The 24,480-nt window shown below is 55.5% G+C and carries 15 protein-coding genes; 10 read left to right on the top strand and 5 right to left on the bottom strand.

Annotated elements, in window-relative coordinates:
- Positions 1-127: 127 nt before the first annotated feature.
- Positions 128-1,510 (top strand): Xaa-Pro dipeptidase, encoded by a 1,383-nt coding sequence (pepQ, locus tag AU182_RS09755; RefSeq protein WP_193754323.1) that lies wholly within the window; start codon positions 128-130, stop codon positions 1,508-1,510.
- Between the two features lie 87 nt (positions 1,511-1,597).
- Positions 1,598-2,863 (top strand): FAD-binding oxidoreductase, encoded by a 1,266-nt coding sequence (locus AU182_RS09760; protein WP_066964299.1) that lies wholly within the window; start codon positions 1,598-1,600, stop codon positions 2,861-2,863.
- Here the strand turns inward: AU182_RS09760 and AU182_RS09765 are convergent.
- Both AU182_RS09765 and AU182_RS09770 read right to left on the bottom strand, forming a co-directional pair.
- A complete protein-coding gene (locus tag AU182_RS09765; protein ID WP_066964302.1) occupies positions 2,847-3,944 on the bottom strand; it encodes a Xaa-Pro peptidase family protein in 1,098 nt (365 codons plus the stop codon). The two genes, AU182_RS09760 and AU182_RS09765, sit on opposite strands and share 17 nt — an antisense overlap.
- Before the next feature lie 27 nt (positions 3,945-3,971).
- A complete protein-coding gene (locus AU182_RS09770) occupies positions 3,972-5,384 on the bottom strand; it encodes an MFS transporter (RefSeq protein WP_082859342.1) in 1,413 nt (470 codons plus the stop codon).
- Positions 5,385-5,526: 142 nt separating this feature from the next.
- Here AU182_RS09770 and AU182_RS09775 point away from each other — a divergent pair, with 142 nt between their 5' ends.
- Positions 5,527-8,481: a TonB-dependent receptor gene (locus AU182_RS09775; protein ID WP_066964308.1), complete on the top strand. Its 2,955-nt coding sequence runs from the start codon at positions 5,527-5,529 to the stop codon at positions 8,479-8,481.
- A 94-nt stretch (positions 8,482-8,575) separates the two neighbouring features.
- Here the strand turns inward: AU182_RS09775 and AU182_RS09780 are convergent, their stop codons facing one another.
- Positions 8,576-10,381, bottom strand: a complete 1,806-nt coding sequence (locus AU182_RS09780; RefSeq protein ID WP_082859343.1) for a collagenase — start codon at positions 10,379-10,381, stop codon at positions 8,576-8,578.
- Between the two features lie 159 nt (positions 10,382-10,540).
- Positions 10,541-12,991: a M9 family metallopeptidase gene (locus tag AU182_RS09785; protein ID WP_066964312.1), complete on the bottom strand. Its 2,451-nt coding sequence runs from the start codon at positions 12,989-12,991 to the stop codon at positions 10,541-10,543.
- Positions 12,992-13,565: 574 nt separating this feature from the next.
- On the opposite strand from AU182_RS09785, the gene AU182_RS09790 reads away from it, so the two are divergent.
- The 4 genes from AU182_RS09790 (at position 13,566) to AU182_RS09805 (ending at position 19,643) form a co-directional block, all read left to right on the top strand.
- Positions 13,566-14,264, top strand: coding sequence for a TetR/AcrR family transcriptional regulator (locus tag AU182_RS09790; protein WP_066964315.1), 699 nt, complete (start codon positions 13,566-13,568; stop codon positions 14,262-14,264).
- Entirely contained in the window at positions 14,257-14,811 is a 555-nt protein-coding gene (locus AU182_RS09795) for a DUF1285 domain-containing protein (protein WP_153039204.1), read from the top strand. The genes AU182_RS09790 and AU182_RS09795 overlap by 8 nt, the downstream gene beginning before the upstream one ends.
- A gap of 342 nt (positions 14,812-15,153) precedes the next feature.
- The gene (locus AU182_RS09800) at positions 15,154-16,809 is read left to right on the top strand and encodes a serine/threonine protein kinase (RefSeq protein WP_066964318.1); all 1,656 of its coding nucleotides are present in this window, start codon (positions 15,154-15,156) and stop codon (positions 16,807-16,809) included.
- A 110-nt stretch (positions 16,810-16,919) separates the two neighbouring features.
- Positions 16,920-19,643, top strand: a complete 2,724-nt coding sequence (locus AU182_RS09805; protein WP_066964328.1) for a TonB-dependent receptor domain-containing protein — start codon at positions 16,920-16,922, stop codon at positions 19,641-19,643.
- A 165-nt stretch (positions 19,644-19,808) separates the two neighbouring features.
- On the opposite strand, the gene AU182_RS09810 is transcribed toward AU182_RS09805, so the two are convergent.
- Positions 19,809-21,431 (bottom strand): electron transfer flavoprotein-ubiquinone oxidoreductase, encoded by a 1,623-nt coding sequence (locus tag AU182_RS09810; protein WP_227718309.1) that lies wholly within the window; start codon positions 21,429-21,431, stop codon positions 19,809-19,811.
- 458 nt (positions 21,432-21,889) lie between these two features.
- On the opposite strand from AU182_RS09810, the gene AU182_RS09815 reads away from it, so the two are divergent.
- The 3 genes from AU182_RS09815 (at position 21,890) to AU182_RS09825 (ending at position 24,466) form a co-directional block, all read left to right on the top strand.
- The gene (locus AU182_RS09815; RefSeq protein ID WP_066964335.1) at positions 21,890-22,639 is read left to right on the top strand and encodes an electron transfer flavoprotein subunit beta/FixA family protein; all 750 of its coding nucleotides are present in this window, start codon (positions 21,890-21,892) and stop codon (positions 22,637-22,639) included.
- The gene (locus AU182_RS09820) at positions 22,639-23,568 is read left to right on the top strand and encodes an electron transfer flavoprotein subunit alpha/FixB family protein (RefSeq protein WP_066964338.1); all 930 of its coding nucleotides are present in this window, start codon (positions 22,639-22,641) and stop codon (positions 23,566-23,568) included. The genes AU182_RS09815 and AU182_RS09820 overlap by 1 nt, the downstream gene beginning before the upstream one ends.
- Before the next feature lie 214 nt (positions 23,569-23,782).
- The gene (locus tag AU182_RS09825) at positions 23,783-24,466 is read left to right on the top strand and encodes a type II secretion system protein N (RefSeq protein ID WP_066967854.1); all 684 of its coding nucleotides are present in this window, start codon (positions 23,783-23,785) and stop codon (positions 24,464-24,466) included.
- The last annotated feature ends 14 nt before the right edge of the window (positions 24,467-24,480 follow it).

Below are 24,480 nucleotides of genomic sequence, written 5' to 3' on the forward strand. Positions count from 1 at the left end.
GTTATTGTGTACAATAAATAAAGTTTTCACGGGCTGTCAACCGTAATTTTGTTTTTTGCCCCCGTGGGGCGCGAGATGCACGGCGGTGACACCAGTACACAAGAACGATGACATGGGAGAGCGACTGATGGCACTGTCAAACCTGTACGAACAGCATATTGAGGAAATCATTCAGCGGCATACGCGCGCCATGGAGTTCCATGGCTACCGCCGGCTGGTGGTGTATTCCGGCGCGCTCAAGCTGCCGTTTCTCGATGACAATCACTACACCTTCAAGGTGAACCCGCATTTCAAGCACTGGGTGCCGCTGCTGGAGCATCCCCAGTGTGCGATCGATTTCCGTATCGGTGAGAAACCTCGCCTGATCTACTTCCAGCCTGAAGATTACTGGCACAAGCCCCCGGCGGATCCGGAAGGCTACTGGACGGCGGCCTTCGACATTGAGCTGGCTACCTCGTTTGAAGACGTCGTGCACGCACTCGATGGCGATGTCAGTGGCTGCGCGCTCATTGGTGACGAGTCCAGCTGCCTGCCGTCACTGCCAAAATCGCAGCTAAACCCGCAGGGGTTGGTTGACGAACTCCACTACCATCGCGCCTTCAAGACCGACTACGAAGCAGAGTGCCTGCGCCGGGCCAACCGCATGAGCGCGGCCGGTCACCTCGAGGCAGAGGCCGCATTTCTGGCGGGCGGCACGGAGCTTGATATCCACCATGCCTACCTCAGGGGAGCAGGTGTGCTGGAGGCCGAACTCCCTTATGCCAATATCGTCGCCGTTAATGAACACAGCTCGGTACTGCATTACCACGGCGCAGACCGGATTCGTATGTCGCCGGCAGATGTACACTCGCTGGTGATTGACGCAGGTGCGGACTACCTGGGCTATGCCAGTGATATCACGCGCAGCTACGCTTTTCGTCGCGGTGAGTACGCTGAGCTGCTCGGGGCGCTGGACGCGGCGCAGCAGACCCTGGTGAGCGAGGTCACCATTGGGCAAAAATTTTCGGATCTACACTGGCGCGCCCATACGCTGATTGCGGGAATCCTGCAGGACTTCGACTTCGTCATGATGTCGCCCAAAGATATGGTGTCCGAGGGTATTACCCAGGTGTTCTTCCCCTGCGGGCTTGGTCATTTTATCGGCCTTCAGGTGCATGACGTTGGTGGGTATTTGATGGCCCCGCGGGAGCGGCCACAATTACGCGACCCGCGTGCTCCTTATCTGCGTCTGGCGAGAAAGGTAGAAGCGGGGCAGGCACTGACCATTGAGCCGGGCATTTATTTCATGGATATGCTGTTACGCGAACTTTCGAGAAGTAAGCACAGCTACAAAGTCAACTGGGATAAAATTGATGCATTTAGACCGTATGGCGGCGTGAGAGTGGAAGACTGTATTCTGGTGCATGAAAACCGGGTGGAAAACCAGTCACGAGACGCGTTTGCTGCACTCGCGGCGGGTGGCAAGGATGTGAGTCGATTGGTGGTAAACCCTACGGAGACAATTCTCTGAGTAGCGGACGTAGCTGATAGTGACATCGGGGCCGGCTGCAGGCCCCATATGAAATCGCCGAAGAAAATAATCCAACGGGTATACCATATGTCAACAGACTCCCCGCAAGAGCGAGCACAAGAAGTGGTCGTGATCGGAGCCGGGATTGTCGGTGTCGCGGTCGCAGAGCAACTGCAGCACCGCGGTCGCCGCGTCACGCTGATTGATCGTGAGTCACCCGGTCACGGCTGTTCGTTTGGCAATGCCGGGCATTTCGCAACGGATGTTGTGCTGCCACTGGCGAATATGAAAACGATCCTTTCTGTGCCCCGGTTGCTCATGGATCCTCTCGGTCCCTTGTCATTACGCTGGGGTTATCTACTCAAGATATTGCCCTGGCTGATGCGATTTGGCGTGGCGGCACTGCCGCGGAATGTAGAAAAATCCTGCCGACATTTACGGGCGCTCAATAGTCGTTCTATAGAAAGCTATCAGCGTCTGCTGGGGCGTACGGGCCTGGGTGATCTGATGACCAGTCGTGGTGCCCTGACTATTTACGAGCGTTTGGATTCCGTCCGTAAAAACCAGTCCACCGTCGATCTCCTCAGGGGATATGGTATTGAGATCGAAGCGCTCTCGGGCGATGAGCTGCGCGTGCTTGAGCCCGTGCTGGGCCCGAATATCGCCGGGGGGCTATTCTTTCCCCGCACTGCACATACCGCTAACCCCTATCGCCTGGTTACTGCACTGGCTGAGAAATTCGTGCAGTCTGGTGGAGGCATACTGCGAGAGGAGGTTGTGGGCCTCGAACCCGCAGGGTCGAAGATAAATGTCCGGCTTTCCAGTGGCCGGGTCCTATCGGCGGAGCAGCTGGTGATTGCTGCCGGGGCATGGTCAAAGGCACTGGCAGGCCAGCTGGGATACCGTGTTCCGCTGGATACCGAACGCGGTTATCACTTGATGCTGCCCGATGCGGGATGTGACTTGACCCGGCCGATGGTGTCTTTTGAGCGTTCATTCGTCATGACGCCAATGGAAGAGGGGTTACGCCTTGCGGGCACAGTGGAACTCGGTGGACTTGAGGCGAAGCCCAACTACGCACGCGCCGATGTACTGTTTGACCATGCGAAATCCCTGCTGCCGGGCATCTCGCAGCAGGGGGCTACCCGCTGGATGGGGTTCCGGCCGTCCCTGCCGGATTCACTGCCGGTAATCGGGGTTGCGGCGGATAATCCGAGCGTGGCGTTTGCCTTTGGCCACCAGCACCTGGGGCTGACACAGGCGGCCATCACTGCCGAATTGCTTGCGGATCAGCTGCAGGGAAAGGCCCCCGAAGTTGACCTTTCCCCATACGCTATCACGAGATTTCGATAAGCTCGCGGGTGAAGGTTGTCAGGCTTTCACTTCCCGCCGCCTGCACCAGGATATCGTCTTCGATACGTACTCCCCCCCAGCCCGGAATATAGATTCCGGGTTCAACGGTCATCACAAACCCGGCTTCCAGAACAGTTTCTTCCGTGTCGGTGAAGTAGGGGCGCTCATGGGTTTCCAGCCCGATGGCATGCCCCAGACCATCGCCGGCAAAGCGTGCATACGGACTCTGGCCCAGGAAGCGGGCCACAATTTGCGCCGGCTCGGAGCAGGGGATGCCGGCGGCCACGGACTCCACGCCCAACCGCTGCGCTTCCTGTACCAGTGCATAGACTTCTTTTTGCTGGGCGCTCGCCTTGCCGATCACAAGGGTGCGGGTCATGTCGGAGCGATACCCTTCAACCACAGCGCCAAAATCAATGGTGACCATATCACCCGCTTGCAGGACCCGGTTGCTGGGCATGCCGTGGGGTAGGGAACTGCGTGGGCCGGATGCGAAGATGGTTGGAAACGCAAACCCTTCGGAGCCACGCTTCATCAGGGCGTACTCAAGCTCAACGGCGGCTTCCCGCTCAGACATGCCGGGGCGAAGTAAGCCAATCAGCTGATCGAGAGAGGCATCGGCAAGGGCCGCGGCCTTGCGCATATACTTGAGTTCGGTCGGGTCCTTCTTCCGGCGCAACATCTCCACTACGCCACTGAGCGGATGAAAACCTGCCGTGCCCGAATTGAGGTCTTGAGTGATGGATTGCCATTGGCTGTAGCTCAGCCGGTCCTGCTCAAAGCCCAACCGTGTTGTGCCGGCATCACTGGTCAATCGCCGAATGGCTGCGCCGAGAGTTTCGCGGGCACGATCTCTGACCACTACTTCCGTACCGCTCGCGGCACATTGCTCCTGCGCCTGCTCATCAAACCGGTAATCGGTAATGAGAAATGCAGCGGTGTCTGTCACCAGCAGACTCGCAACCCCGGCCTCATCACTGGAGAATCCAGACAGGTAACGGATGTTCGGCATACTGGTTATCAGGATGCCGTCAATGCCGAGGTCAGGAAAGGACGTTTGCAGTTGGTTCAAGCGAGTCATGGTGTGTTCTTCCGAAACGAGGACAAATTAAGATGCAATATTCTTGGTGTTGGCGGTGCTTGCGCGTTTATCAAAACGGGAGAGCGTTCTGTGATACAGGCTCAGGACAACGGCGCAACCAATAGACAAAGCGGCGAAACCCGCCCACATCCAGTCGGGCCTACCCAGGGTTTTAGCCAGGTATCCATAGCCCCACCCCGATAGCAGCCCGGCCAGCAGGAAGCCGAGTGCCATCGACAGGAAGTAGTAGCCCATAAAGAGTGCCGCCTGTGACGCTGGCATGGACTCCGCCACATACTCTTGGCTTTTCGGGGAGGTAAGCATTTCTCCGATGGAAAACGCCACTACGGCGAGCACGATGCCAAAACCACCAAACAGCGGGCCAAATCCTATCCACAAAAAGCTGGCTGCCATGACACAGGTTCCGGCAATCATCACGTGGAGTGATACGAACCGTCTGCTCAGGTGACTAATGGCGATCTGCAGCACCAGAATACTGAAGAAGTTAAAGGCGGTAATGAACTCGGGACTAATCTGACCCGGACTTCCCTTGCTGATGGCGTTGGCGACCGCCGGGCTGAACGACGCAACAAGGGCGAGTAGTGGTGCTGTATCGACGAAGTCGCGAATATAGAGTGGCACAGTAAGGAACCACTGGTTGTAGCAGGCCCAGAAGCTTGACATTATCAGCAGATAAATGACAAAGCGCCGGTTCTTAAGCACCAATGCAATATCCCTAAACACACTTTTCTGAGATGCTTTGGAAACGATCTGCGACCTTGTAGATGCGGCTGCGCAAGGCTCTTGGTAAAAAAGCAGCAGCAGAAAATTTACCGCAATCCAGCAGGCCGCAACGGTGAATACATAATCCCAACTGATACCCTTCACCACACCCGCTACCATCGCTCCCACAAAGCCGCCAATATTGATCATCGTGTAAAAAATACCAAAACCCATTGCCCGATTACGGTCATTGGTGGTTCTACTCACGGTGGCAACTACAAGCGGCTTGAAAATCGCCGCTCCCACAGCGACAAAAAGTAAGGTTGCAAAAAAGGGCCAGAAACCGGATACCTGACCAAGCAGGTAATAGCCCGGGGTCATGATTGCGAACGCGATAAAAAACATGCGCTTGTAACCGTGGCGATCTCCCAGTGCGCCGGTGAATACCGGCAGTAGATACAAAAGAAATGGGATAACGCCCTGAATGGTACCCCGCTGGGCGTCACTGAAGCCAAGTCCACCTTGACTTTGGCTGTTGCTCATATAGAGAGAGGAGACAGTGAAGAACCCATACCAGGCCAGCCGCTCAAAAATTTCCATGACATTGGCGATATAGAAACTTTGTGGAAAAAACTTTCTGTCATGGACTGATGGGTTTTCTTCATAAATTAGGTCTGAGTACTCTGACCCACCCGGAACTGTTGATACTTGCGCCATCTTTCGTCTCTTCTTGTTGTTTTGATCGATCTAGCCCTTAGGCAATATTGTTATTGTACACACTATATGTTTAAGTTGACATTGCGTGCAATGATATTTGGCGCGTAATAATAATGCCAACTAGGAAAAGGGCTAAGAGACCATGGAAATCAAGAAAAAGCTGCTGGCACTCGCCGTGAGTGCAGCGCTGGCCAGCACCAGCGTTCTGGCTGCAGATACTTCCGGCGGGACATTGAAAGGACAGGTAGTCAGTGCGACAGGCAAAGCACTGGCCGGTGCGGAGATTACGGTCACGCACCTCGACAAGGGGTTTACCAGAACGGTAACTAGTAACGAGAAGGGCGAATATAACCTGCGCAATCTTCCGGTGGGTGAATATGCGTTGAGCTTTCAGAAAGACGGGTATAGCCGCGCTATGGCACCTGAAGTTCTCGTGCAGGTCGGCCAGGCCGTGGTGTATGACACCACACTGGGGGTACCGGGAGAGGTGCTGGAGGTTGTGGAAGTCACCGGTAGCATGCAACGTCCGGTAGATACCGGATCCTCAACCGCGGGTGTGGTAATTACCCAGGATAAACTGGAGTTGCTCCCGGTGAACACCGGATTTGAGGCGATGGCACAATTGGCCCCGGGTGTGGTTACGCCCGGTGGCAGCAACTTTAATGGTGCCTCCAGTTTCGGTGGGGCTTCCTCAGCGGAGAACGGCTACTACCTGAACGGACTGAACGTCTCCAATATCAAGACGGGCCTGGGTTCAATCGCCCTGCCATGGGAGGCCATCAGCCAGACGCAGGTAAAAACTGGCGCAATTGACCCGGAATTCGGCGGGGCACTGGGGGGGATTATCAATGCCGTATCAAAATCGGGTGGCAATGAATTCAATTTCGGCTCTCAGCTGCGAATGGACCCCGACTCGCTCCGTAGCCAGCACGACTCAGTAACCAATGCAGCCGGCGAGTACACAATCAATACCCGTCAAAGTGCTATGGACTTCCAGGAGGCACAGGTCTGGGCAAGCGGCCCCATTGTGCCCGACAAGGCGTTCTTCTATGCACTGTACAGCCCAAGAAAAACAGACGATACCTGGGCAAGCGGCTCAAGCTTTTATGACCGCACCCGCGAAGAAGATCGCTGGTTGGTCAAGCTCGACTGGTTTATTAACGAGAATCACGCAGTCGATTTTACCGCGATCAATAACGAAGAAAACGGCCAGTACAACAGCTTTGCCTATGATCCCAGCAGCAACGCAGTCGGTAGTGGACTGGGAAAAACCAAAAGTCGTGAGGGTGGGCAGGTTTTTGGTGCCCACTATAACGGTCGGTTGACTGATGATCTGATTCTTGACATTACGGCGGGCCGTACGCAGGAAACGGTGTACAACTCCGCGCTGAATAGCTTGCCCTCGGTGTACGATTGCCGTGCGACCTGTGTCAGCTTCAGTAATCATAGTGATTCAACGATCTATGATGAGGACTATGTACGGGACCAGGTGCGCCTGGATGTGAGCTATGACCTGCTTGACCATGCCATCAAGGTTGGGGTGGATTACAGTGAAGTGGATGTGTTCTATCAGGAAAACCAGAATGGTGAAGGGGATGCCCGCGGGTGGTGGCAGCAACGCCTGGCGTCAGTAAACGACCCGTCTCTGCAGCCGGAAGGCACCAATCTGGTACAGCGTAGGATTCGGGTGCGCGGCACCGATTCTACGGTCAGTGCAACGGCGCTCTACCTGCAGGATTCCTGGTCCGTTACCGATGACGTTACGCTCAATCTGGGCGCCCGGTACGAGCAGTTTGAAAACACGGTAACCGGAGGCGAGGCGTTTGTTGAAAACGGTGGACTCTCACCGCGCATTCAGGCGATCTGGGATTTCAACGGCGACGGCAACAGCAAGCTGTTTGCGACCTTCGGCCGCTACTACCAGCCAGTGTCCGCCAACATGAATATCACCCAGGGATCCTACTCGCGGGAAACCTTCGACTACTATGCGCCGGGCGCCACGGATGCCAATGACCGGGTGCTGCTGAACGACGATGGATCCCCCAGCCGCGGTGAATTGCTGCATAGCTGGGTCCGCCAGCAGGGTATTGTTGAGCCGGAATTGATTGCCAGCAGTAATCTGGAGGGCATGTATTCGGACGAGTTCACCCTGGGTATGGAAACACTGGTGCTGGACGGAATGGTGTTCGGTATTCGCGGTGTATTCCGCGATTTGAAGCGCTCTGTGGAAGACACGGATATCGGACCAGTATTGCAGAATTACCTGGAGGCCAATGGTATCGAGGACAATGTGGGGCAGAGCAGCTATTACGTACTGCTCAACCCGGGTGAAGACGTTAACATCCGCTACGATTTCGACGGTGATGGTCAGGTGGATGACGTGCGCCTGTCGAGCGAAGAGCTTGCCCTACCCAGGGCATCGCGACGTTATCTCGCACTGGAGACATCACTGCGCGGTCAGTATACCGATCGCTTATTCCTCGATGCCTCTTACACCTGGTCGCACAGTTACGGCAATACCGAGGGTCTGGTAAGAACCGACAACAATCAGGCGGACCCGGGTTGGACGACCTCCTACGACTATGCGGATCTGATGGATCACGGCTACGGCGATTTGCCCAACGACCACCGTCATGCCTTCAAGCTGAACGGCTACTACGACCTTACCGATGACCTGACGTTTGGCTTTGTGACCTCGCTCGTATCCGGTCGCCCGCAAAACTACTTCAGTATTCATCCGGTTGGTGTAGACAGTTGTGCCGAGGGTAGCCCATGGAGCGACTGTATCAGTCAGTACTATGGTGAGGTCTCCTTCTACGATGAGCAGGGCAATCCCACACCACGGGGATCTGTTGGCAACCTGCCATGGACGAAGCAACTCGATCTTTCCCTGGCGTACCGGATGCCGTTGTTTGAGGGCGACCTGGTATTGAAAGGCACCATTTATAACGCATTGAATGATGATGCGGCCCTGGACGTGAACGAAATCCGTTCTACTCAGGGTAGCGATGGACTGGTGGTGAACCCGGATTATGGTTTGACGGAAATGCGCAGCCGGGCGCGCTACTTTAGCCTCGTGGCGCGCTACGACTTCTAAAGCCTGACCATATCTCTCAGGTAATACAAAAAATCCCGGCCACAAGCCGGGATTTTTTATTGGAAGTAGCGTCTCTGACGCGCTGCCGGAAGCTTCAGTGCCAGTGGCGGTGGCGGGCTGTTTCTGGCAGATCCGCTGGTTGCAGGTAGTCCCGATACAGGTAGCGATACAGCGTGCGAGGGATTGTTTGTTCCGCCGGAGCGCTATCTATCGATGATGCGATGTCGCTCAGCCAGACAAAGAACGCTTCTTGCCACTGGCCGGCGAATTGATCAAGTTGCTTGCGATACCCATCAAAGTCATTCTTTCGCAAGTGGGATGCCAGCTGCGCGAGGCTGTCGGGATCTTGTTGATACAGGAAGCGAATCGCCAGATAGCTCCAGGAGTACACCCGCGCACCACCGTCGTCGTAGGTGGTCGCGAAGATTTGTTCCAGGGTAGGGTATTCCGAAGGGCGGGTTTTGTTCAGGTCGCGCTCGGCGCTGTCATAGCGCTCTCCCTGGGCGATGTAATTGGCGAGACCTTCAGACCACCAGACCATGTGGCTGGGGAAGTGGCCAAAGCCACCCCATTTATTGAAGCGGCCATCGAGATAATGCACGTATTCGTGCTCGAGGTTCCAGATGCTGAAATCCGGGTCTTTCCAGAAGGCCTCAAAAGCAATAAAGCGGGCTTGATTGCCTTGCTCACCGGGGTCACCCTCGAGGAACATACCGCCGTTATTGGTGTTGATGTCAAACAACAGTGCTGCGTATTCGTTGTACTGACTGTAGTTGTCGAAGACCACCACCTCCAGCTGATCGTTGTAATCCTGCGCGACCGGCTCTTGCCCGCTCTGTAGCTTGAGGTGAAAGTCTCCCTCCTGGGCGAGCAGGGTTTTACAGGCCTTGTGCAGCGCGGGCTCACTCATGCTGTTGGCGCGAATGAGCAAGGAAGGCGAACAACTGTGTTCTACAGGCAGTGCCATTTCCTCCGCGGGAAAGTGACATCTTCCCGGAAAGGTTTCCTCACAGGCGCTTTTACCACGGAAAGAGGTAACGAGGTAAGGACGGGTGTAAAGCTTTCGTTGGTCTTCTGGAGAGAGAAAGGGAAGGTCTTTTGATAAGAGATCCCAAACGGTTTCGTCCAGTCCTGTGCGTGCTTCGTCATCCTCTTCAAGTACATGAAGATTCCCCAGTGCCCACAGCGCATGTTGTAACCGCCATTCGCCGGTATTGGCATCGGCAGGTGTGGCTTGGGCATTGCGAACAAGTACCTCGGTCGATGGCTTGTTGGCGAACAGCGCCTGTTTTATCAGCGGCTTGTGGCGCGCCTCGTAAGCAAGAAAGCCAACGGCCCGGTAGCTTTCCCAGAGCGTGTATTGCGCCTGCGGGCTCAATTCCATGACGGCCTCAGGGGCACCGTGACGATTCAGGATGGCGTACAGTGAATCGAGATGGGGTGTAACCCTTGCCGACAGCGGCGCTCGGTTGTAGTAACGGTAGAGCGTCACCACAAAGTGCTCTTGCAAGCGTGCCGCGTCATCGCCTTGCTGCGCAAACAGGTGGTGCTGTCGCAGCTGGGTCAGAGCGGTATCGAGCTTAAACCAATGTAAGTCGTCGATACCCTGCAGCGAACCAAAATAGCTGTACGCACGCAGGTAGTAGAGCAGGGCATCCAGATCGCGGGCGTCCGTCGTTTGATCGGCCGATAGCATCAGGAGCTGGTCCAGGGCGTCCATGAATACCTGTGGCTGATGCAGGTCACCGGTCGCCCAGAGTTCGGTATCCGGGCTGGTCAGCTGGCCAAGTATTGTGGCTTCGGGTTTCTGCATACACCCGCTGGTGAGTGTAAGACTCGTAATGGCCGCGGCAATGGAAAGGGTGAGTGTGCGGATTCTGGGTCGGTGATTGTTTGGCATTCGCAGTGCTCCTTTTGTTATTGTGCGCACAATAACAAAAGTTTACCCCTGCGTGTAGCCAGACATATGGGAATCTCGCCCCCCCCCCCACGTCAGAGCGCACGGACGAAGCGGCCCTGGATCCCGGCCCTGTGGGCCGGGATTGGGTGACAGGCTCGATCAGTTGGTCATCAGCTGAATCCCGCCGCCGGTAAATCCACCGCTGTTGACGACGGAAATATAGTACCAGCCACTTTCAGGGGCGCTTACTGTAATGCTTTCGTTGCTATCATCGTTCGTTGAGCGCTGATCAAAGTCGCTCTCGGTTGCCCAGGTCGCGTCATTGAGATACAAGTCACCATTACCCGCTTCACCAAATAGTGTGACCGTCAATGTGCTGGTCTCTGCTGGTATGTAGGTGTAGAAGTAGCTGATCGTGCCGCCGACCGTAATACAGGTGCTTGCGTTGAGCTCCAGATTGCCATAGTCCACTGGTGACCCTGTGCAGCTTGGCGTATTCGCTACGGTATAGCTGGCGAGCAGGCTTACGCCGGAGAATGGGCGATAGGCCTTGAGGCGAACATACCAGCGACCCGGTTGCGGGTTAGCGATATCACAGAGCTCCACGTTCCCGCCGATGTAGGGCCGGCAATCGTACGCGCTATCGGTCGGCGCTTCGTTGTGGCGTACGTACAGATCTGCATCACCGGTACCACCCTCAATAGCAAAACTGAGGCTGTCGGTATTCGCAGGGACGTCGATATAGTAAAGAGTGTCATCTCCCTGGGTAGCGACTCCGATTCCGCTAATTTCCTGGTTGTTGAGAATGACTGGGGTGGTGTTGCCGCCACCGTCAGTATTGCTTTCCACGGTTTGTAGCCAGGATTGCCATTCGCTGTCATAACTGGTGCCGATACTGTTGATGTAATTCAGGTAGGCGTCGTAGTCGCCCGCACGCAGGTAAGCCAGAATCTGTACCACCTCACTGTGGTGCTTTTCGAACATGAAGCGCACGGCGAGATAACCCCAGCGATAGACACGATCTTGTCCGCTGCTGTAGGTGTTTGCGAATATCTCACTGAGGTTAAACGCTCCTGTGCGCGCGATTTCTATTGCGGTATCGTTGTCGTTCTTTTTGGAAACGTACTCGGCAAGTCCCTCAATCCACCACACGGTTTTGTGGCTACCCGTCCTGGCATCGCCGAAGCCGCCGTACAGATTGTAACGGCCATCGAGGTAGTGCACATATTCATGGGTCAGGTTCCACACTTCAAAGTCTGGGCGCAACCAGTCCGCCTCGTGGGCAATGAACCGTGCCTGGTTACCCTCGACGGCTGGATTGCCCTCCAGATACATGCCGCCGTTATTGGTATCGATACCGTAAAACAGTGAAGCGTAGGTGTTGTACCCATTCCAGTCATCAAATACCACTACCTCAAGATCCGCATTCAGATCGTCAGCAACGGGGTTGTAATTGGTGTTGAGTAGCTGATGAAAGTAGGTTTCCTGATCGGAAAGCTGGCTGCAAGAGTCCGCAAACTGCGATGAATTCATATCCTGGGCAAGGATTTTCACAGTGCTGCTGCATGTATGGCGATCGGCAAGGACACTTTGTTGCAGGTCTTCCTTGAATCCGCAGATACCAAACTGAGCACAATCACCGTAATAGTCGGCGTTCTGCGCCGCTTCGATCCACACACTCTGACCGGTGCCCTGCATGTCGTAGCGGTTAAGCACCTGTTGCGTTTCTTCTACGACGGTGTTGTAGCTCGGGCTTGTGGTGTGCTGGAGGAACCGTGTGAGCTCACGCGCAGCGTTCTCCTGCATGAAGAGGGCATCGGATTCCAGCATCCAGTCAGAGCGGGCAAAATTGCCCAGTAGCTGCATCAACTCAGTATCATTTTTTGTGGCTTCGATGAAGCTGCTCGAATAATGACCGCGAAACAGTACCGTAAAAATGCCATTAACGGACGCCCGCATGCTGGAGATGGCTGCCGCCTGCTGATTCCATCGCTGGAGCCACTCCTTGACCACGGGTAGGTAACGGGCGTTTTCTTCCGCACTATCGATGAGCACAATCGCATCGACGGTGGCACTTCCATTACTGCTGGATATCACATAGAAATCCGGATTGGCAACGAAAGTATCCAGCGCATTCACAACAGAAGCGTGTGCATTACTGGGGATGCTCACGTCGTTGGGATAGTTATATTCGAGGTAATAGCCCGTGCGCAGAAAGTAGAACAGTTTGTTAATGCGGGTATCACCATTCGACGCACGGTAGTCTGCCGCCATCTGCTGCGCCGCATTGGCGACAGTAACCATTTTTTGTGGGCTAAAGCTTGCAAAACTTGTGCTGTTGCCGTCGTAGAGGTCGTTGATGCAACTGCCCTCCAGGGTCAATATGTGATCGACCAGTGCCTGGCCGCTTTTCTGTGCATATCCTTCCGTGTCACAGGTCGCCAGCGGCTCTACGGCCATGGACGAAAACAGTAAGGGCGAAACCTGTGTATTCTTTTGGGTGTTGTCCTGACTGTTGTCCTGGGTATTGTTCTGGGGGTTGAATTTTGGTTCAACCGGCGCGATTACCGTGGCCCTGTCAGCCGTGCTGAGGGCGGGGGTGGCTGGCATGGGTGAAGCATTTACCTGTGCGGCAGTCGCAAATAGTGCGACCGCAAATGCGGTAGCGATACGGTGTATCGATGGTCTCGGGTGATTATTTTTCATATTTTCCCTTCGTTATCAGAATTTTTCAGCGCTGTGGCTGTTTTAGATTTCATAAAGTGTGTTGCTGGCCTTTTAGGCCGATTCCGTCATCCTGCCTCCATTTATTATTGTGCGTGCAAAAACATAACATTGACGTCAATAAGATTTATGCTGCAGTGCACAGTTTCGGTGGCGACTGGCGTGATAAGCCCTGTTTAAGTGGGAACGCCCCACCGATGTGGCGCGGGTGGGTAAGAAGTGAGCAGGGGGTGGACTGACGGGGTGAGGCAGGCGCGCGCAAGGATTCCTGTGAAAAGTCGTTACACCGGCCGCCAGTGGCAGTTGGTGGGGCCTGACGCGCCAATTTTGTGCATTATTTAGGCGCAAAGTCCGTTGTTGAGTTATGGAATTCCTTTTCCATTCCGGGGGAATTGCCTATCATTCATGAATGAACGGTCAATTTCAGTCTACAAATTCACGGACAGCTAAGGTCGGAAGTATGGATAAGGCAAAAGAGAAGGTTCAGCGTTTTCGCGCCAGAGAGCAGCGTATTCTGGATGCGGCATTGGAGCTACTGCTGGAACACGGTGAAGAAAAGGTAACCGTGGAACAGATCGCTGAGCGGGTGGACATCGGTAAAGGCACCATTTATAAGCATTTTATCTCCAAGACCGAGATCTACATGCGACTGCTGATGGACTATGAGAAGTCGCTGACCGAGCGCCTCAAAAGTGCGGTGGCTACCGCAGAGCAAGGCGATATTACCGCTCCCGCGCGCGCCTATTTTGAGTCTCGCATGGCTGACCCGGCACGGGATCGGCTGTTCCAGCGCCTTGAAGAGAAGATCATTGCCCTGAACCTTGCGCCGGAGATGATTGCCGAGCTGCACGCACTGCGAAACTCCAATGCGTCGGCGCTTAATCGAGTGTTCGAGCGACGGATGGAGCAGGGGGTACTGAAGAAGGTACCTGCCTACTATTACTATTCCACCTACTGGGCCCTGGTGCAGGGCGCGGTCGAGCTTTACCACTCCAAGTCTTTCGCAGACGTCATTGAAGATCGTGAAGGATTGATGGAATTCATCATGGACGTGGGTGTACATATTGGCGACATGTCCGGGCGCCGGGCAACGGGCTCATCCCCCGTAGAAGAGCAGTCATCGGCGCCATCCAATACACCGGGTAGCAGCTTTGGCTGAACCACTCTTCAAACAGCTTGAACAGTTGCAGCAGGAATTCCGTGGCCACCCGCCGGTGGCCAAGTGGAATCCTGACCTTTGTGGTGATATGGATCTGGTGATACAGGCCGATGGCCATTGGATCCATGAGGGCACAGAGATCAAGCGCCAGCCGCTGGTCAATCTCTTTGCCAGTATTCTCAAGCGGGAAGGGCGCCACTATTACCTGGTCACCCCAGTGGAGAAGTGGCGCATCCGTGTCGAGGATGTGCCGTTTTTGATTACCCAGGCCGCTCGTGAAGACGACAAAATTCTGTTTACGACCAATACCGGTGATATTGTTGCTCTCAACCAGGCACACCCACTGATACTCAAACCCTTCGGCGACCCTCCCCAACCAATTCCCTATATTGAAGTGCGCGACGGTTTGCTCGCGCGCATGTCTCGCGATGTGTACTACCAACTGATCGATTGGGCAGATCCCCGATCCCCGCAAGAGCCACCCGCACGCTTGTGCCAAATGTGGTTGAAAAGTGACGGGGAAGAGTTCTTGCTCGGCGAGTATTGATGGCCGTTCGGCCGCGCCTATCTATCCCTTGAAATTTCTTTCTCAGAGTCAGTTGCCGCGGTTGGTGCCGCCCGTCCTGCTTTCGTGCGGTACACCATTCATGTCATATACCTGCAGTCACCAAAAAACTACTTCCACATTGCAATAAACCTGCAGTGCTTCAGAAATAAATTCTTCATATTGCAAGCTCATTGGTCGATTTTCCTGCCATTTGCGCACCCTGAAATATTTTGTAACATATTCGAAATAGTCGCTTCCTAGACTCCCCCTCGCCGAAACACCTTGGCGCATAAGAATTTTTAAATTGCGAAATACAATACTTCATCCTTGTTAGGGGGATTCATGAAACTTGCATCCAACAAGCTGCTGCTCGCAGCTGCGATCTCTGCGGTACTGGCTGGTTGTGACAGCGGCGGTATCAATATTGCTCCGGAAAACAACGACAATTCAGTCACCAACCCAGTACCTGGACAGCCGCCGGCTACGAGTAATCCTTGCGCCTCCTATGAAAAGGCCGGCTCCGTTAAGCAAGGCGAATTCGATGCTGATACAGGCCATTGCACCTATTCGGCAGCGTTTGTTGATTCTGGAAATCCTCTTACGGTAGATCTGTTTATCCCGGCACTTGAAAATGGTGGAGCACACATTTTCGAAGGCAGCCTGTTCGTAGGTAACAACTACGACGATGACACCACTATGGCCGCCGCCGGTATCGCCGAGGGTGGTGACGGCGCGAAGCTGACCGTGCAGGCTGGCGTTACCCTGGCGTTCCCCAACAGCACCAAGTTCATGGTTGTGAACCGCGGTTCTCAGCTGAATGCGGTAGGCACGGCCCAGGACCCAATTACTTTTACCTCTCTGTCCGATGTGGAAGGCACTGTTGGACCTGAAGACGTTCAGCAGTGGGGCGGGATGGTGATCAACGGCTTTGGTATCACCAACAAGTGTGCCTACGACGCTGAAATGACAACTTCCGAGTGCCACGTACTCGCCGAAGGGGCTGCCGGTAAAGACCAGTCGAACTACGGCGGTGATAACAACGACGATAGCTCTGGTCACCTTGAATACGTACGTGTTAAACACACCGGCGCGGAAGTTGCTAACGGTGACGAGTTGAACGGTATCACCTTCAGCTCTGTTGGTGCCGGTACCATTGTGAAAAACCTGCAGGTTTACTCGACGTACGACGACGGCATCGAAATGTTTGGTGGTGCGGTCAGTTTCGAAAATTATCTGGCTATGTACGTCCGTGACGATTCCATTGATATCGATGAAGGTTGGAGTGGCTCCATCACCAATGCCCTGGTAATCCAGAGCGAAACCGATGGCAACCACTGTATCGAATCTGACGGCATCGGCTCCTACAAAGACACCAACGATTACACGGCGCTCATCGCTGCTGGCCTGAACAGCCGCCCGGTCATTGATGGTCTGACTTGCATCATCTCTGCCCAGTCTGCAGGTACGCACGACCCGGGCGCCGGCTGGCGCTTCCGCGACGGCATCTTCCCGATGATCACCAATTCTATGGTTATTGGTTCCTTCGCCGCCGACGAAAACGGTGCGGAAGGCAGCAACTACTGCCTGCGCGTTGACAGTGCAGAAACTGCTGCAGCGCTGGAGGCGGGTACCGAAGCCGCCATTACTTCCAACATCTTCGCTTGTGCCGACAAGACCAAGGGCGGTCCGATCGGCGCAGATGATCTGGAAACCTGGGCAACTGCCAATGGCAACCTTTTCGCTAATGTTCCCGGTGACGTTGCCTTGAACCCGACTGCTGCCGCTGATACCGGCCTGCAGCTGCTGGAGGGCCCGTTGTCTGTATTCTCCATCGATACCGCCAGCATGATGGTGAACGATGCTGCGGTTGGTATTTCCCCGATCGAGCGCGCCTACCTCGGTGCCCTGAGTGCCGGTGACACCGACTGGACAGTTGGCTGGACCTATGGACTGCATGAAGGCAGCCGTGCGCAGCCGCTCTGGTTCGAACAGCAGTAAGTGCTTGGCTGGTCAGGGGTTTAGCACCTGACCTGAGGGGCGCCGCCTTCACAATCTGGAGTCGGCGCCCTGCTTGATTTTGAGTTCAGGAACGATAAGAGGCCTGGGGAATGAAAAAGAATGAAATGTTTCAGAGAGCGCCGCTGGTACTGGCTATCGCCACGGCCTCCGTCATTGCTCCTAACGCGATTGCACAGGTAGAAATGGATACGATTGCTGGGCCGCAGGCTCAGCAGCTTGAAGAAGTACTGGTCCAGGGGCGCCTGAAGGACGCAGCAGAAATGCTGGTGAGCGAGCGCCTGGAAGAGGAGGTGGTCACCGACATCCTCGGTTCCGAAATGATTGGTCGGGTAGGGGACTCCACCGTTGCCGCCGCACTGCGCCGTGTGTCTGGCCTTTCCCTGATCAGCGATAAATTTGTTTACGTACGCGGCCTGGGCGAACGCTATTCGAGCACCACATTGAATGGCGCTACCGTACCGTCACCGGATTTGACGCGCAATGTGATTCCGCTGGACATTTTCCCGACGTCTGTCGTGGACTCCCTCGCCGTACAGAAATCCTATTCCGCCGACCAGGCAGCAACCTTTGGTGGCGGTAATGTAAATATCCGTACCAAGGGTATCCCTGACGCGCTGACCTATTCCATCGAAATTGGCAGTGGCATGAACTCGGAAACCGAAGGTGATGTTCTGTCCTATGACGGCGGTGGCGACGACAGCTTCGGCACCGACGACGGTACCCGTGCGTTGCCCACGGAACTCCAGCGAGCGCTGCAGCGCTTCAAGGGCCGTCTCGGCGTACAGGATATTCGTAACGTGCTGGAGCTGGAGGGAAATGAATTCGGGTCTGCCGCCGAAGCAATTTCCGCTGCACAACGGTTGAATCGCGAGCTGGCATTAAACCTCAATCGTGACATTGCCATCGAGGAAGAATCCGGTACCCCTGACCTGGATGTGAAAGGCAGTGTCGGTAACCGCTTCTACATGGGGGATGACTGGGAAATTGGTTTTCTGGCGGGCGCTTCTTACAAGAATCGCTGGCGTGAAGAAGAGACCACCAAGCGCTCCTACGGTTTGCCAGAAGAGGTTGTTGACGTAGAAAGCACCTCTACTTACTCCGTTGATTTGAGCGGTAACGTCAATGTGGGAATCCGGTTTGCGGATGAGCAGGAGGTCTCGTTAACCAACCTGTACCTGCGTAATACGGACGACGACACCGCGGTTCGGGATTTCTTCAACGAGAACCGTCAGGTATCCGATGGCCGCGGCTTCCGTGAATACACGATTAAATACGAAGAGCGCGATCTGCTGGTGCACCAGGCCAAGGGTCGCCATTCCGTTGGTCCCGCCACCAAAGCACTGATTCCGGGTGGCCTGCTCAATTGGGCACCTGAAGCGCTGACTATTGACTGGTTCTACTCGGATGCTACTGCGCAGACTGACATTCCGAATGAGGTGACAGTTAACGCAGATACAGTGACCAATGCGCAGGGAGAAACCCTGGCGTCCAGTGTCAGCACAGGTGTTAACAGCTCCGGATTCCGATTTACCGAGCTTGAAGATCAGGTGCTCAATTACGGTTGGAGTACCGCGCTTCCTCTGGTATTTAGCCGTTCGACACTCGAGTTGAGTGGTGGCTTCGCACGCACCGAGAAGGCGCGCACCTATAAGCAGACAGAATTCCGCCTTGGCGTGCTGTCTGCGGATGACGCTGGCAGCCTGGGGGGGAGCCTGGGCGATGTTTTCGGCGATAGCCAGGTCACCAACCCGGACAACAACTATATATTTGACCGCGCTGGCGCAAACAACCAGAGCTACATTGCAGCAACGTTAACGGATGCTGCCTTCGGTAAGGTGGACTGGACCCTGAATGAGACCTGGCGCATGTCTGCCGGTGCCCGTTGGGAGGAGTACAACCAGGTGGCACTGGATTGGAACCCCTACGGATATACTCTGGATGATCCGCAGATTACCAGCGATGCCGACGAACTACTGGACGCGACCTATACGGATGACGCGGTTTATCCGTCGCTGTCTCTGACCTATATGGGGTCTCTGTGGGCGGAAACGTTCCAGCTGCGTTTCGGCGCGAGTAAAACCGCTGTGCGCCCGGATTTGCGTGAGATTACTGACGCAATCTATATCGACCCGATTACTGACGAGCAGATTAAGGGGAACCCCAATGCTCGCCCATCTGAAATCACCAACTTCGATGTTCGCGGTGAGTGGTACTTCGACAATGGCGACAGCTTGACGCTAACGGCGTACTACAAGGACATCATGGATCCGATCGAATTTTTTGAATTGGCCTCCAGTGATACCAATACAGCCCGCGAAATCATTAATGCGGAATCTGGTGAGATAACTGGTGTTGAACTCGAGGCACTGAAGGCGCTTGGTTTCTTGGGGCAATTCATGGATAGCTTTTTTGTACAGGGCAATCTGACTGTTCAGGAAACCGAGCTGGTCGCTGGCACTGAAGCAGACGCGCCAACCAACCCGGTACGGAATATGTCCGGCGCTTCTGATTATGTCGTGAACATGTTGGTTGGGTTTGACTCACCGGATGGTGCGCATTCTGCAACGCTCGGTTACAACGTTTTCGGCGATCGGCTGTACCTGGCTGGCCGCAACGGCGCGCCGGATGCTTACGAGCTTCCGTTCCATTCTCTGGATCTGACCTACGCCTGGTATCCGACCGAGGAGATTACTATCAAGGCGAAGATGCAGAACCTGTTGGATGAGGCGATTGAAATCAAGCGCGCTAATGTGATCGTGTTTGAGGAAAAGCCCGGTCAGTCCTTTGCGCTGAGTGCCCAGTACACGTTTTAACCTGTTATCACACAACGTAAGCACCCTCGACGCAGCAGAGCGACCAAACCAACAGGGCATCACGTGATCAGCCGGGCACTGGAATCAGTGTCCGGTTTTTTCGTTCTGGTATTCGGGGAACAAAAAAGGGCACCACAGGTGCCCTTGAAAACTGACTGTTCCCGATTACATGTTCGGGTAATTGGGGCCGCCGCCACCTTCCGGTGTGACCCAGACGATATTCTGGGTGGGGTCCTTGATGTCGCAGGTCTTACAGTGCACACAGTTCTGTGCGTTGATCTGGAAGCGTTTGCTGTCGCCCTCGCCAACTACCTCATATACCCCGGCAGGGCAGTAGCGCTGCGCGGGTTCGTCGTAAATCGGCAGGTTGTGGTTCAGTGGAATGTCACTGTCTTTCAGGGTCAAGTGACAGGGCTGATCTTCCTCGTGATTGGTGTTGGAGATGAACACCGAGGAAAGCTTATCGAAGCTCAGCACACCGTCTGGTTTCGGATAGTTGATCTTCTTGCAGTCCGCCGCGGGCTTCAGCTGCGCGTGATCCGCCTTGCTGTCGCTCAGGGTCCAGGGCAGCTTGCCCTTGAATAGGTTGATATCGATAAACGCGTAGGCGGAGCCAAGGATATTGCCCCACTTGTGTTGCGCCGGTCCAAAGTTGCGCTGCGTGTGCAGCTCTTTCCAGGCCCAGCTGTTCTTGTAGCGTTCGCTGTAATCCGTCAGCTCGTCACTGGCGCGTTCGCCGGAGAGGGCTTCCGCCACAGACTCCGCCGCCACCATGCCCGACTTCATCGCGGTGTGGTTACCCTTGATCTTGGCGAAGTTCAGGGTGCCGGCGTCGTCGCCGATCAGCAGGCCGCCGGGGAAGGTCATCTTCGGCTGGGACTGCAGGCCGCCCTTGGTAATTGCGCGCGCGCCATAGGCCACGCGCTGGCCGCCTTCGAGGTATTGCTTGATCACCGGGTGGTGCTTGTAGCGCTGGAACTCGTCGAACGGGCTCACGTGGGGGTTGCTGTAAGACAGGTCGGTGATCAGGCCGACCACGACCTGGTCGTCTTCCAGGTGATACAGGAAGCCGCCGCCGAACGAGCCGGATTCGTCCAGTGGCCATCCTGCGGTGTGCACCACCAGGCCCTGCTTGTGCTTGGCGCTGTCGACCTTCCATATTTCCTTGATGCCGATGCCGTAGTGCTGTGGGTCGCGGTCGGCATCGAGGGAGAATTTGGCAATCAGCTGCTTGCCCAGGTGGCCACGACAGCCTTCCGCAAACAGGGTGTACTTGGCGTGCAGTTCCATGCCCTGCATGTAGCTGTCTTTGTGTTCGCCATTGATGCCAACGCCCATATCACCAGTGGCGATACCTTTGACAGAGCCGTCTTCGTTGTACAGAACTTCTGCCGCGGCGAATCCTGGGAAAATCTCGACACCCAGTGCTTCGGCCTGCTCGGCCAGCCAGCGGCACAGATTGCCGAGGCTGATGATGTAGTTGCCATCGTTATGCATGGTGCTCGGGACCAGCATATTGGGGACTTTGAGGGCACTTTCCGGGCCGCGCATGACGTAGATGTCATCGCCTTCAACCGGGGTCTGCAGCGGCGCACCGCGTTCCTTCCAGTCCGGGAACAGCTCGTTCAGTGCGGTGGGTTCGAACACCGCGCCGGAGAGAATATGTGCGCCGACTTCAGAGCCTTTTTCTACGACACATACACTAATGTCTTCGTTGATCTGGCGCAGTTTGATCGCCGCGCTAAGTCCGGCAGGGCCCGCGCCGACGATGACTACGTCGTACTCCATTGACTCGCGTTCCACAGGTCTCTCCTCAAAGTGTGTTTGATTATTCACCGGCCGAATTATGACAGGTAATTTTTAGATTTCTCGATTATATCGGGCATTGCGTGACTGAACCAATTGCGGAAGTTTTCATTTCCGCTGGCAAAAGCGGCGCAAATCCCCGGATTTTTGCTGGCGGAATAGGGTGTGCTTATGGCCTGAAATTGATCCTGTGAATGGCTGCTACGCTTGCTATTCAACTATTGATTTTGCCTGGTGAAAGGGCCAACATACACGCCGCTCAAACAACTGTTTGAACTTGTGGCCGGTATCAGCTGCCGACGAATGTCCGCTCAGACGCGGGGATTGGCAGATCCGCCACAGCACTCGGCTGGGAGGCTGCCCGAGTTACCCATGGCGCCCCGGAGCCACTCTGGCGATAGGGCAGCGACTTACAAATAGACTACTGAGACGGGATTTTCATGAAAGTTCTTGTAGCTGTGAAGCGCGTTGTTGACTACAACGTGAAAGTTCGCCCAAAGGCGGACGGTTCAGACGTGGACACTGCCAACGTCAAAATGTCCATCAACCCCTTCTGTGAAATCGCCGTAGAAGAAGCGGTGCGCCTGAAGGAAAAGGGTGTGGTCAGTGAAATCATCGCTGTATCCATGGGCCCGAAACAGTGTCAGGAACAAATTCGTACCGCGCTGGCGCTGGGCGCCGACCGCGGTATCCAGGTTCAGTCGGATGCCGAACTCCAGCCCCTGGCGGTCGCCAAGTGCCTGAAGGCCATCGTCGAGAAGGAAGAGCCGCAACTGGTCATCCTCGGCAAGCAGTCTATCGACGGTGACAACAATCAGACCGGGCAGATGCTCGCCGCGCTGACCGGCATGGGGCAGGGCACCTTCGCTTCCGAAGTGAACGTCGAAAATGGCTCGGTAAAGGTTACCCGTGAGATTGACGGTGGCCTGCAGACCGTCGAGCTTCAACTGCCGGCGGTGGTCACCACCGATCTGCGCCTGAACGAGCCGCGCTACGCCTCCCTGCCCAACATCATGAAGGCCAAAAAGAAGCCGCTGGATACCACCACGCCGGAAGAGCTGGGTGTCGACATCGCACCGCGCACCAAGACCCTGAAAGTTGAGCCGCCAGCCGAGCGCCAGGCGGGTATCAAGGTGTCTGACGTTGCGGAACTGGTCGAAAAACTGAAAAACGAGGCGAAAGTAATCTGATGAGTATTCTTGTAATTGCAGAGCACGACAACGCCGAGCTGAAAGGCGCGACCCTGAATACCATTGCCGCAGCCAAGGCGATCGGTGGCGAAATCGACGTACTGGTGGCTGGTAGTGGCTGTGCTGCGGCTGCCGAAGCAGCGGCCAAGGCGGAGGGTGTTAACAAGGTACTGCTGGCAGACAATGCCGCTTACGAACACCAGCTGGCAGAAAACGTGGCCAAGCTGGTCGCTGACCTGGGCAAGAACTATAGCCATATCCTGGCTCCGGCGACTACCACCGGCAAAAACATGCTGCCGCGCGCCGCGGCACTGCTCGACGTGCAACCGATTTCCGATATTCTCGCGGTTGAAAGCCCGGATACGTTCAAGCGGCCAATCTATGCCGGCAACGTGATCGCCACGGTTCAGAGCTCGGATGCCATCAAAGTGGCGTCTGTGCGCACCACTGCGTTCGATCCGGTGGCAGGCGAAGGTGGCAGCGCCTCTGTGGAAACCGTAGACATTGTGGATGATGCAGCGCTATCCAAGTTTGTGGGCGAGGAGCTGGCAGAGTCTGACCGCCCTGAGCTGACCGCAGCGCGCGTGGTCATTTCTGGTGGTCGCGGTATGCAAAACGGCGAAAACTTCGAGATGCTGAACAAGGTTGCGGACAAGCTGGGCGCTGCGGTTGGTGCATCCCGCGCCGCGGTGGATGCTGGCTTTGTTCCCAACGATATGCAGGTTGGTCAGACTGGCAAGATTGTGGCCCCCGACCTGTATATTGCTGTTGGCATCTCCGGCGCGATCCAGCACCTGGCAGGCATGAAGGACTCCAAGGTCATCGTGGCCATCAACAAGGATGAGGAAGCACCGATCTTCTCGGTGGCGGATTACGGCCTGGTGGCCGACCTGTTTGATGCCGTTCCGGAGCTGGACGCAAAGCTGTAAGCTGCAGGTAATATGCGGTAGGGAATAGAAGGCGGCGCAAGCCGCCTTTTTTGTGCCTCGGGCGCGGTGATCGGCACCGGGTGACGCCGGTGTGGCGGTTAAATTTTAACCTTTCCGGTCGATAACATTGCCTTTCCCGGTGCAAGCCCCGAGAATAGGCGCCCCAATAAGTAGAAACATGCTGTCTGTGGTACAGCCGGGACGGGATTTCATCATGTCTTTGGTAAAGCGCACTTTATCTACCGCTCTGCAGGCCCCGGTCGCCCCGGGTGGTACTGCGGCACGACGTAGCCTGATGGCGACGCTTGCGGTCGTGGCTGGCTGGCTGGCGGTGAACGCGATGGCCTACGGGCCGCTGATCGCTCCTGGGGAGCCAGATGATGGCCTTCTCGCAGAGCGGAGCAACCGCAATACCGCGGGCAACAGTCAGGCGGTATCGCTTCCTTCCACGGCATTTTTTGGTGTGGCTGCGGTCAAACCTGCGGCGGAGCCCGAAATCGATCTCGCCAATATCCCCATTACTCAATTGAATCTTGTGCTGTCCGGTGTTCTCAGCAGCAGTGTGGATGACAAAGCCAGCGCATTGGTGGCCGAGCGCGGCAAACCGGCCGAGCGCGTGTTTGTTGGCCAGAAACTACCCGGCGGGGCAGAGGTCTATTCTGTCGAGGTGGATCATATTATCCTTCGACGCAACGGTCAGATGGAAAAGCTGACCTATCCGGATGCAGATGGGCGCCCGACGGTTCCTAAGCAGTACGCAAATTATGCTCGGCAGGCTGCCAAGGTCATTGGCGCCAATTCGGGCGCTAGCCGCACCGAAAAGCAGGAATCAATTCGTGAGCGCCTGGAGCAGCTACGCGAAATGGCACGCCAGCGCCAGGGGGGTAACCAGCGCTGACGCGGGGATGTATT

This window comes from Microbulbifer sp. Q7 (genome assembly GCF_001639145.1).
GTDB lineage: Bacteria > Pseudomonadota > Gammaproteobacteria > Pseudomonadales > Cellvibrionaceae > Microbulbifer.

Bases quoted from the DNA above. Each gene is read 5' to 3' on its own strand.
- AU182_RS09820 (WP_066964338.1), top strand. From the start codon at position 22,639: ATGAGTATTCTTGTAATTGCAGAGCACGACAACGCCGAGCTGAAAGGC.
- AU182_RS09765 (WP_066964302.1), bottom strand. From the start codon at position 3,944: ATGACTCGCTTGAACCAACTGCAAACGTCCTTTCCTGACCTCGGCATT.
- AU182_RS09775 (WP_066964308.1), top strand. From the start codon at position 5,527: ATGGAAATCAAGAAAAAGCTGCTGGCACTCGCCGTGAGTGCAGCGCTG.
- AU182_RS09770 (WP_082859342.1), bottom strand. From the start codon at position 5,384: ATGGCGCAAGTATCAACAGTTCCGGGTGGGTCAGAGTACTCAGACCTA.
- pepQ (WP_193754323.1), top strand. From the start codon at position 128: ATGGCACTGTCAAACCTGTACGAACAGCATATTGAGGAAATCATTCAG.
- AU182_RS09790 (WP_066964315.1), top strand. From the start codon at position 13,566: ATGGATAAGGCAAAAGAGAAGGTTCAGCGTTTTCGCGCCAGAGAGCAG.
- AU182_RS09810 (WP_227718309.1), bottom strand. From the start codon at position 21,431: ATGGAGTACGACGTAGTCATCGTCGGCGCGGGCCCTGCCGGACTTAGC.
- AU182_RS09780 (WP_082859343.1), bottom strand. From the start codon at position 10,381: ATGCCAAACAATCACCGACCCAGAATCCGCACACTCACCCTTTCCATT.
- AU182_RS09805 (WP_066964328.1), top strand. From the start codon at position 16,920: ATGAAAAAGAATGAAATGTTTCAGAGAGCGCCGCTGGTACTGGCTATC.
- AU182_RS09815 (WP_066964335.1), top strand. From the start codon at position 21,890: ATGAAAGTTCTTGTAGCTGTGAAGCGCGTTGTTGACTACAACGTGAAA.
- AU182_RS09800 (WP_066964318.1), top strand. From the start codon at position 15,154: ATGAAACTTGCATCCAACAAGCTGCTGCTCGCAGCTGCGATCTCTGCG.
- AU182_RS09825 (WP_066967854.1), top strand. From the start codon at position 23,783: ATGTCTTTGGTAAAGCGCACTTTATCTACCGCTCTGCAGGCCCCGGTC.
- AU182_RS09760 (WP_066964299.1), top strand. From the start codon at position 1,598: ATGTCAACAGACTCCCCGCAAGAGCGAGCACAAGAAGTGGTCGTGATC.
- AU182_RS09785 (WP_066964312.1), bottom strand. From the start codon at position 12,991: ATGCCAGCCACCCCCGCCCTCAGCACGGCTGACAGGGCCACGGTAATC.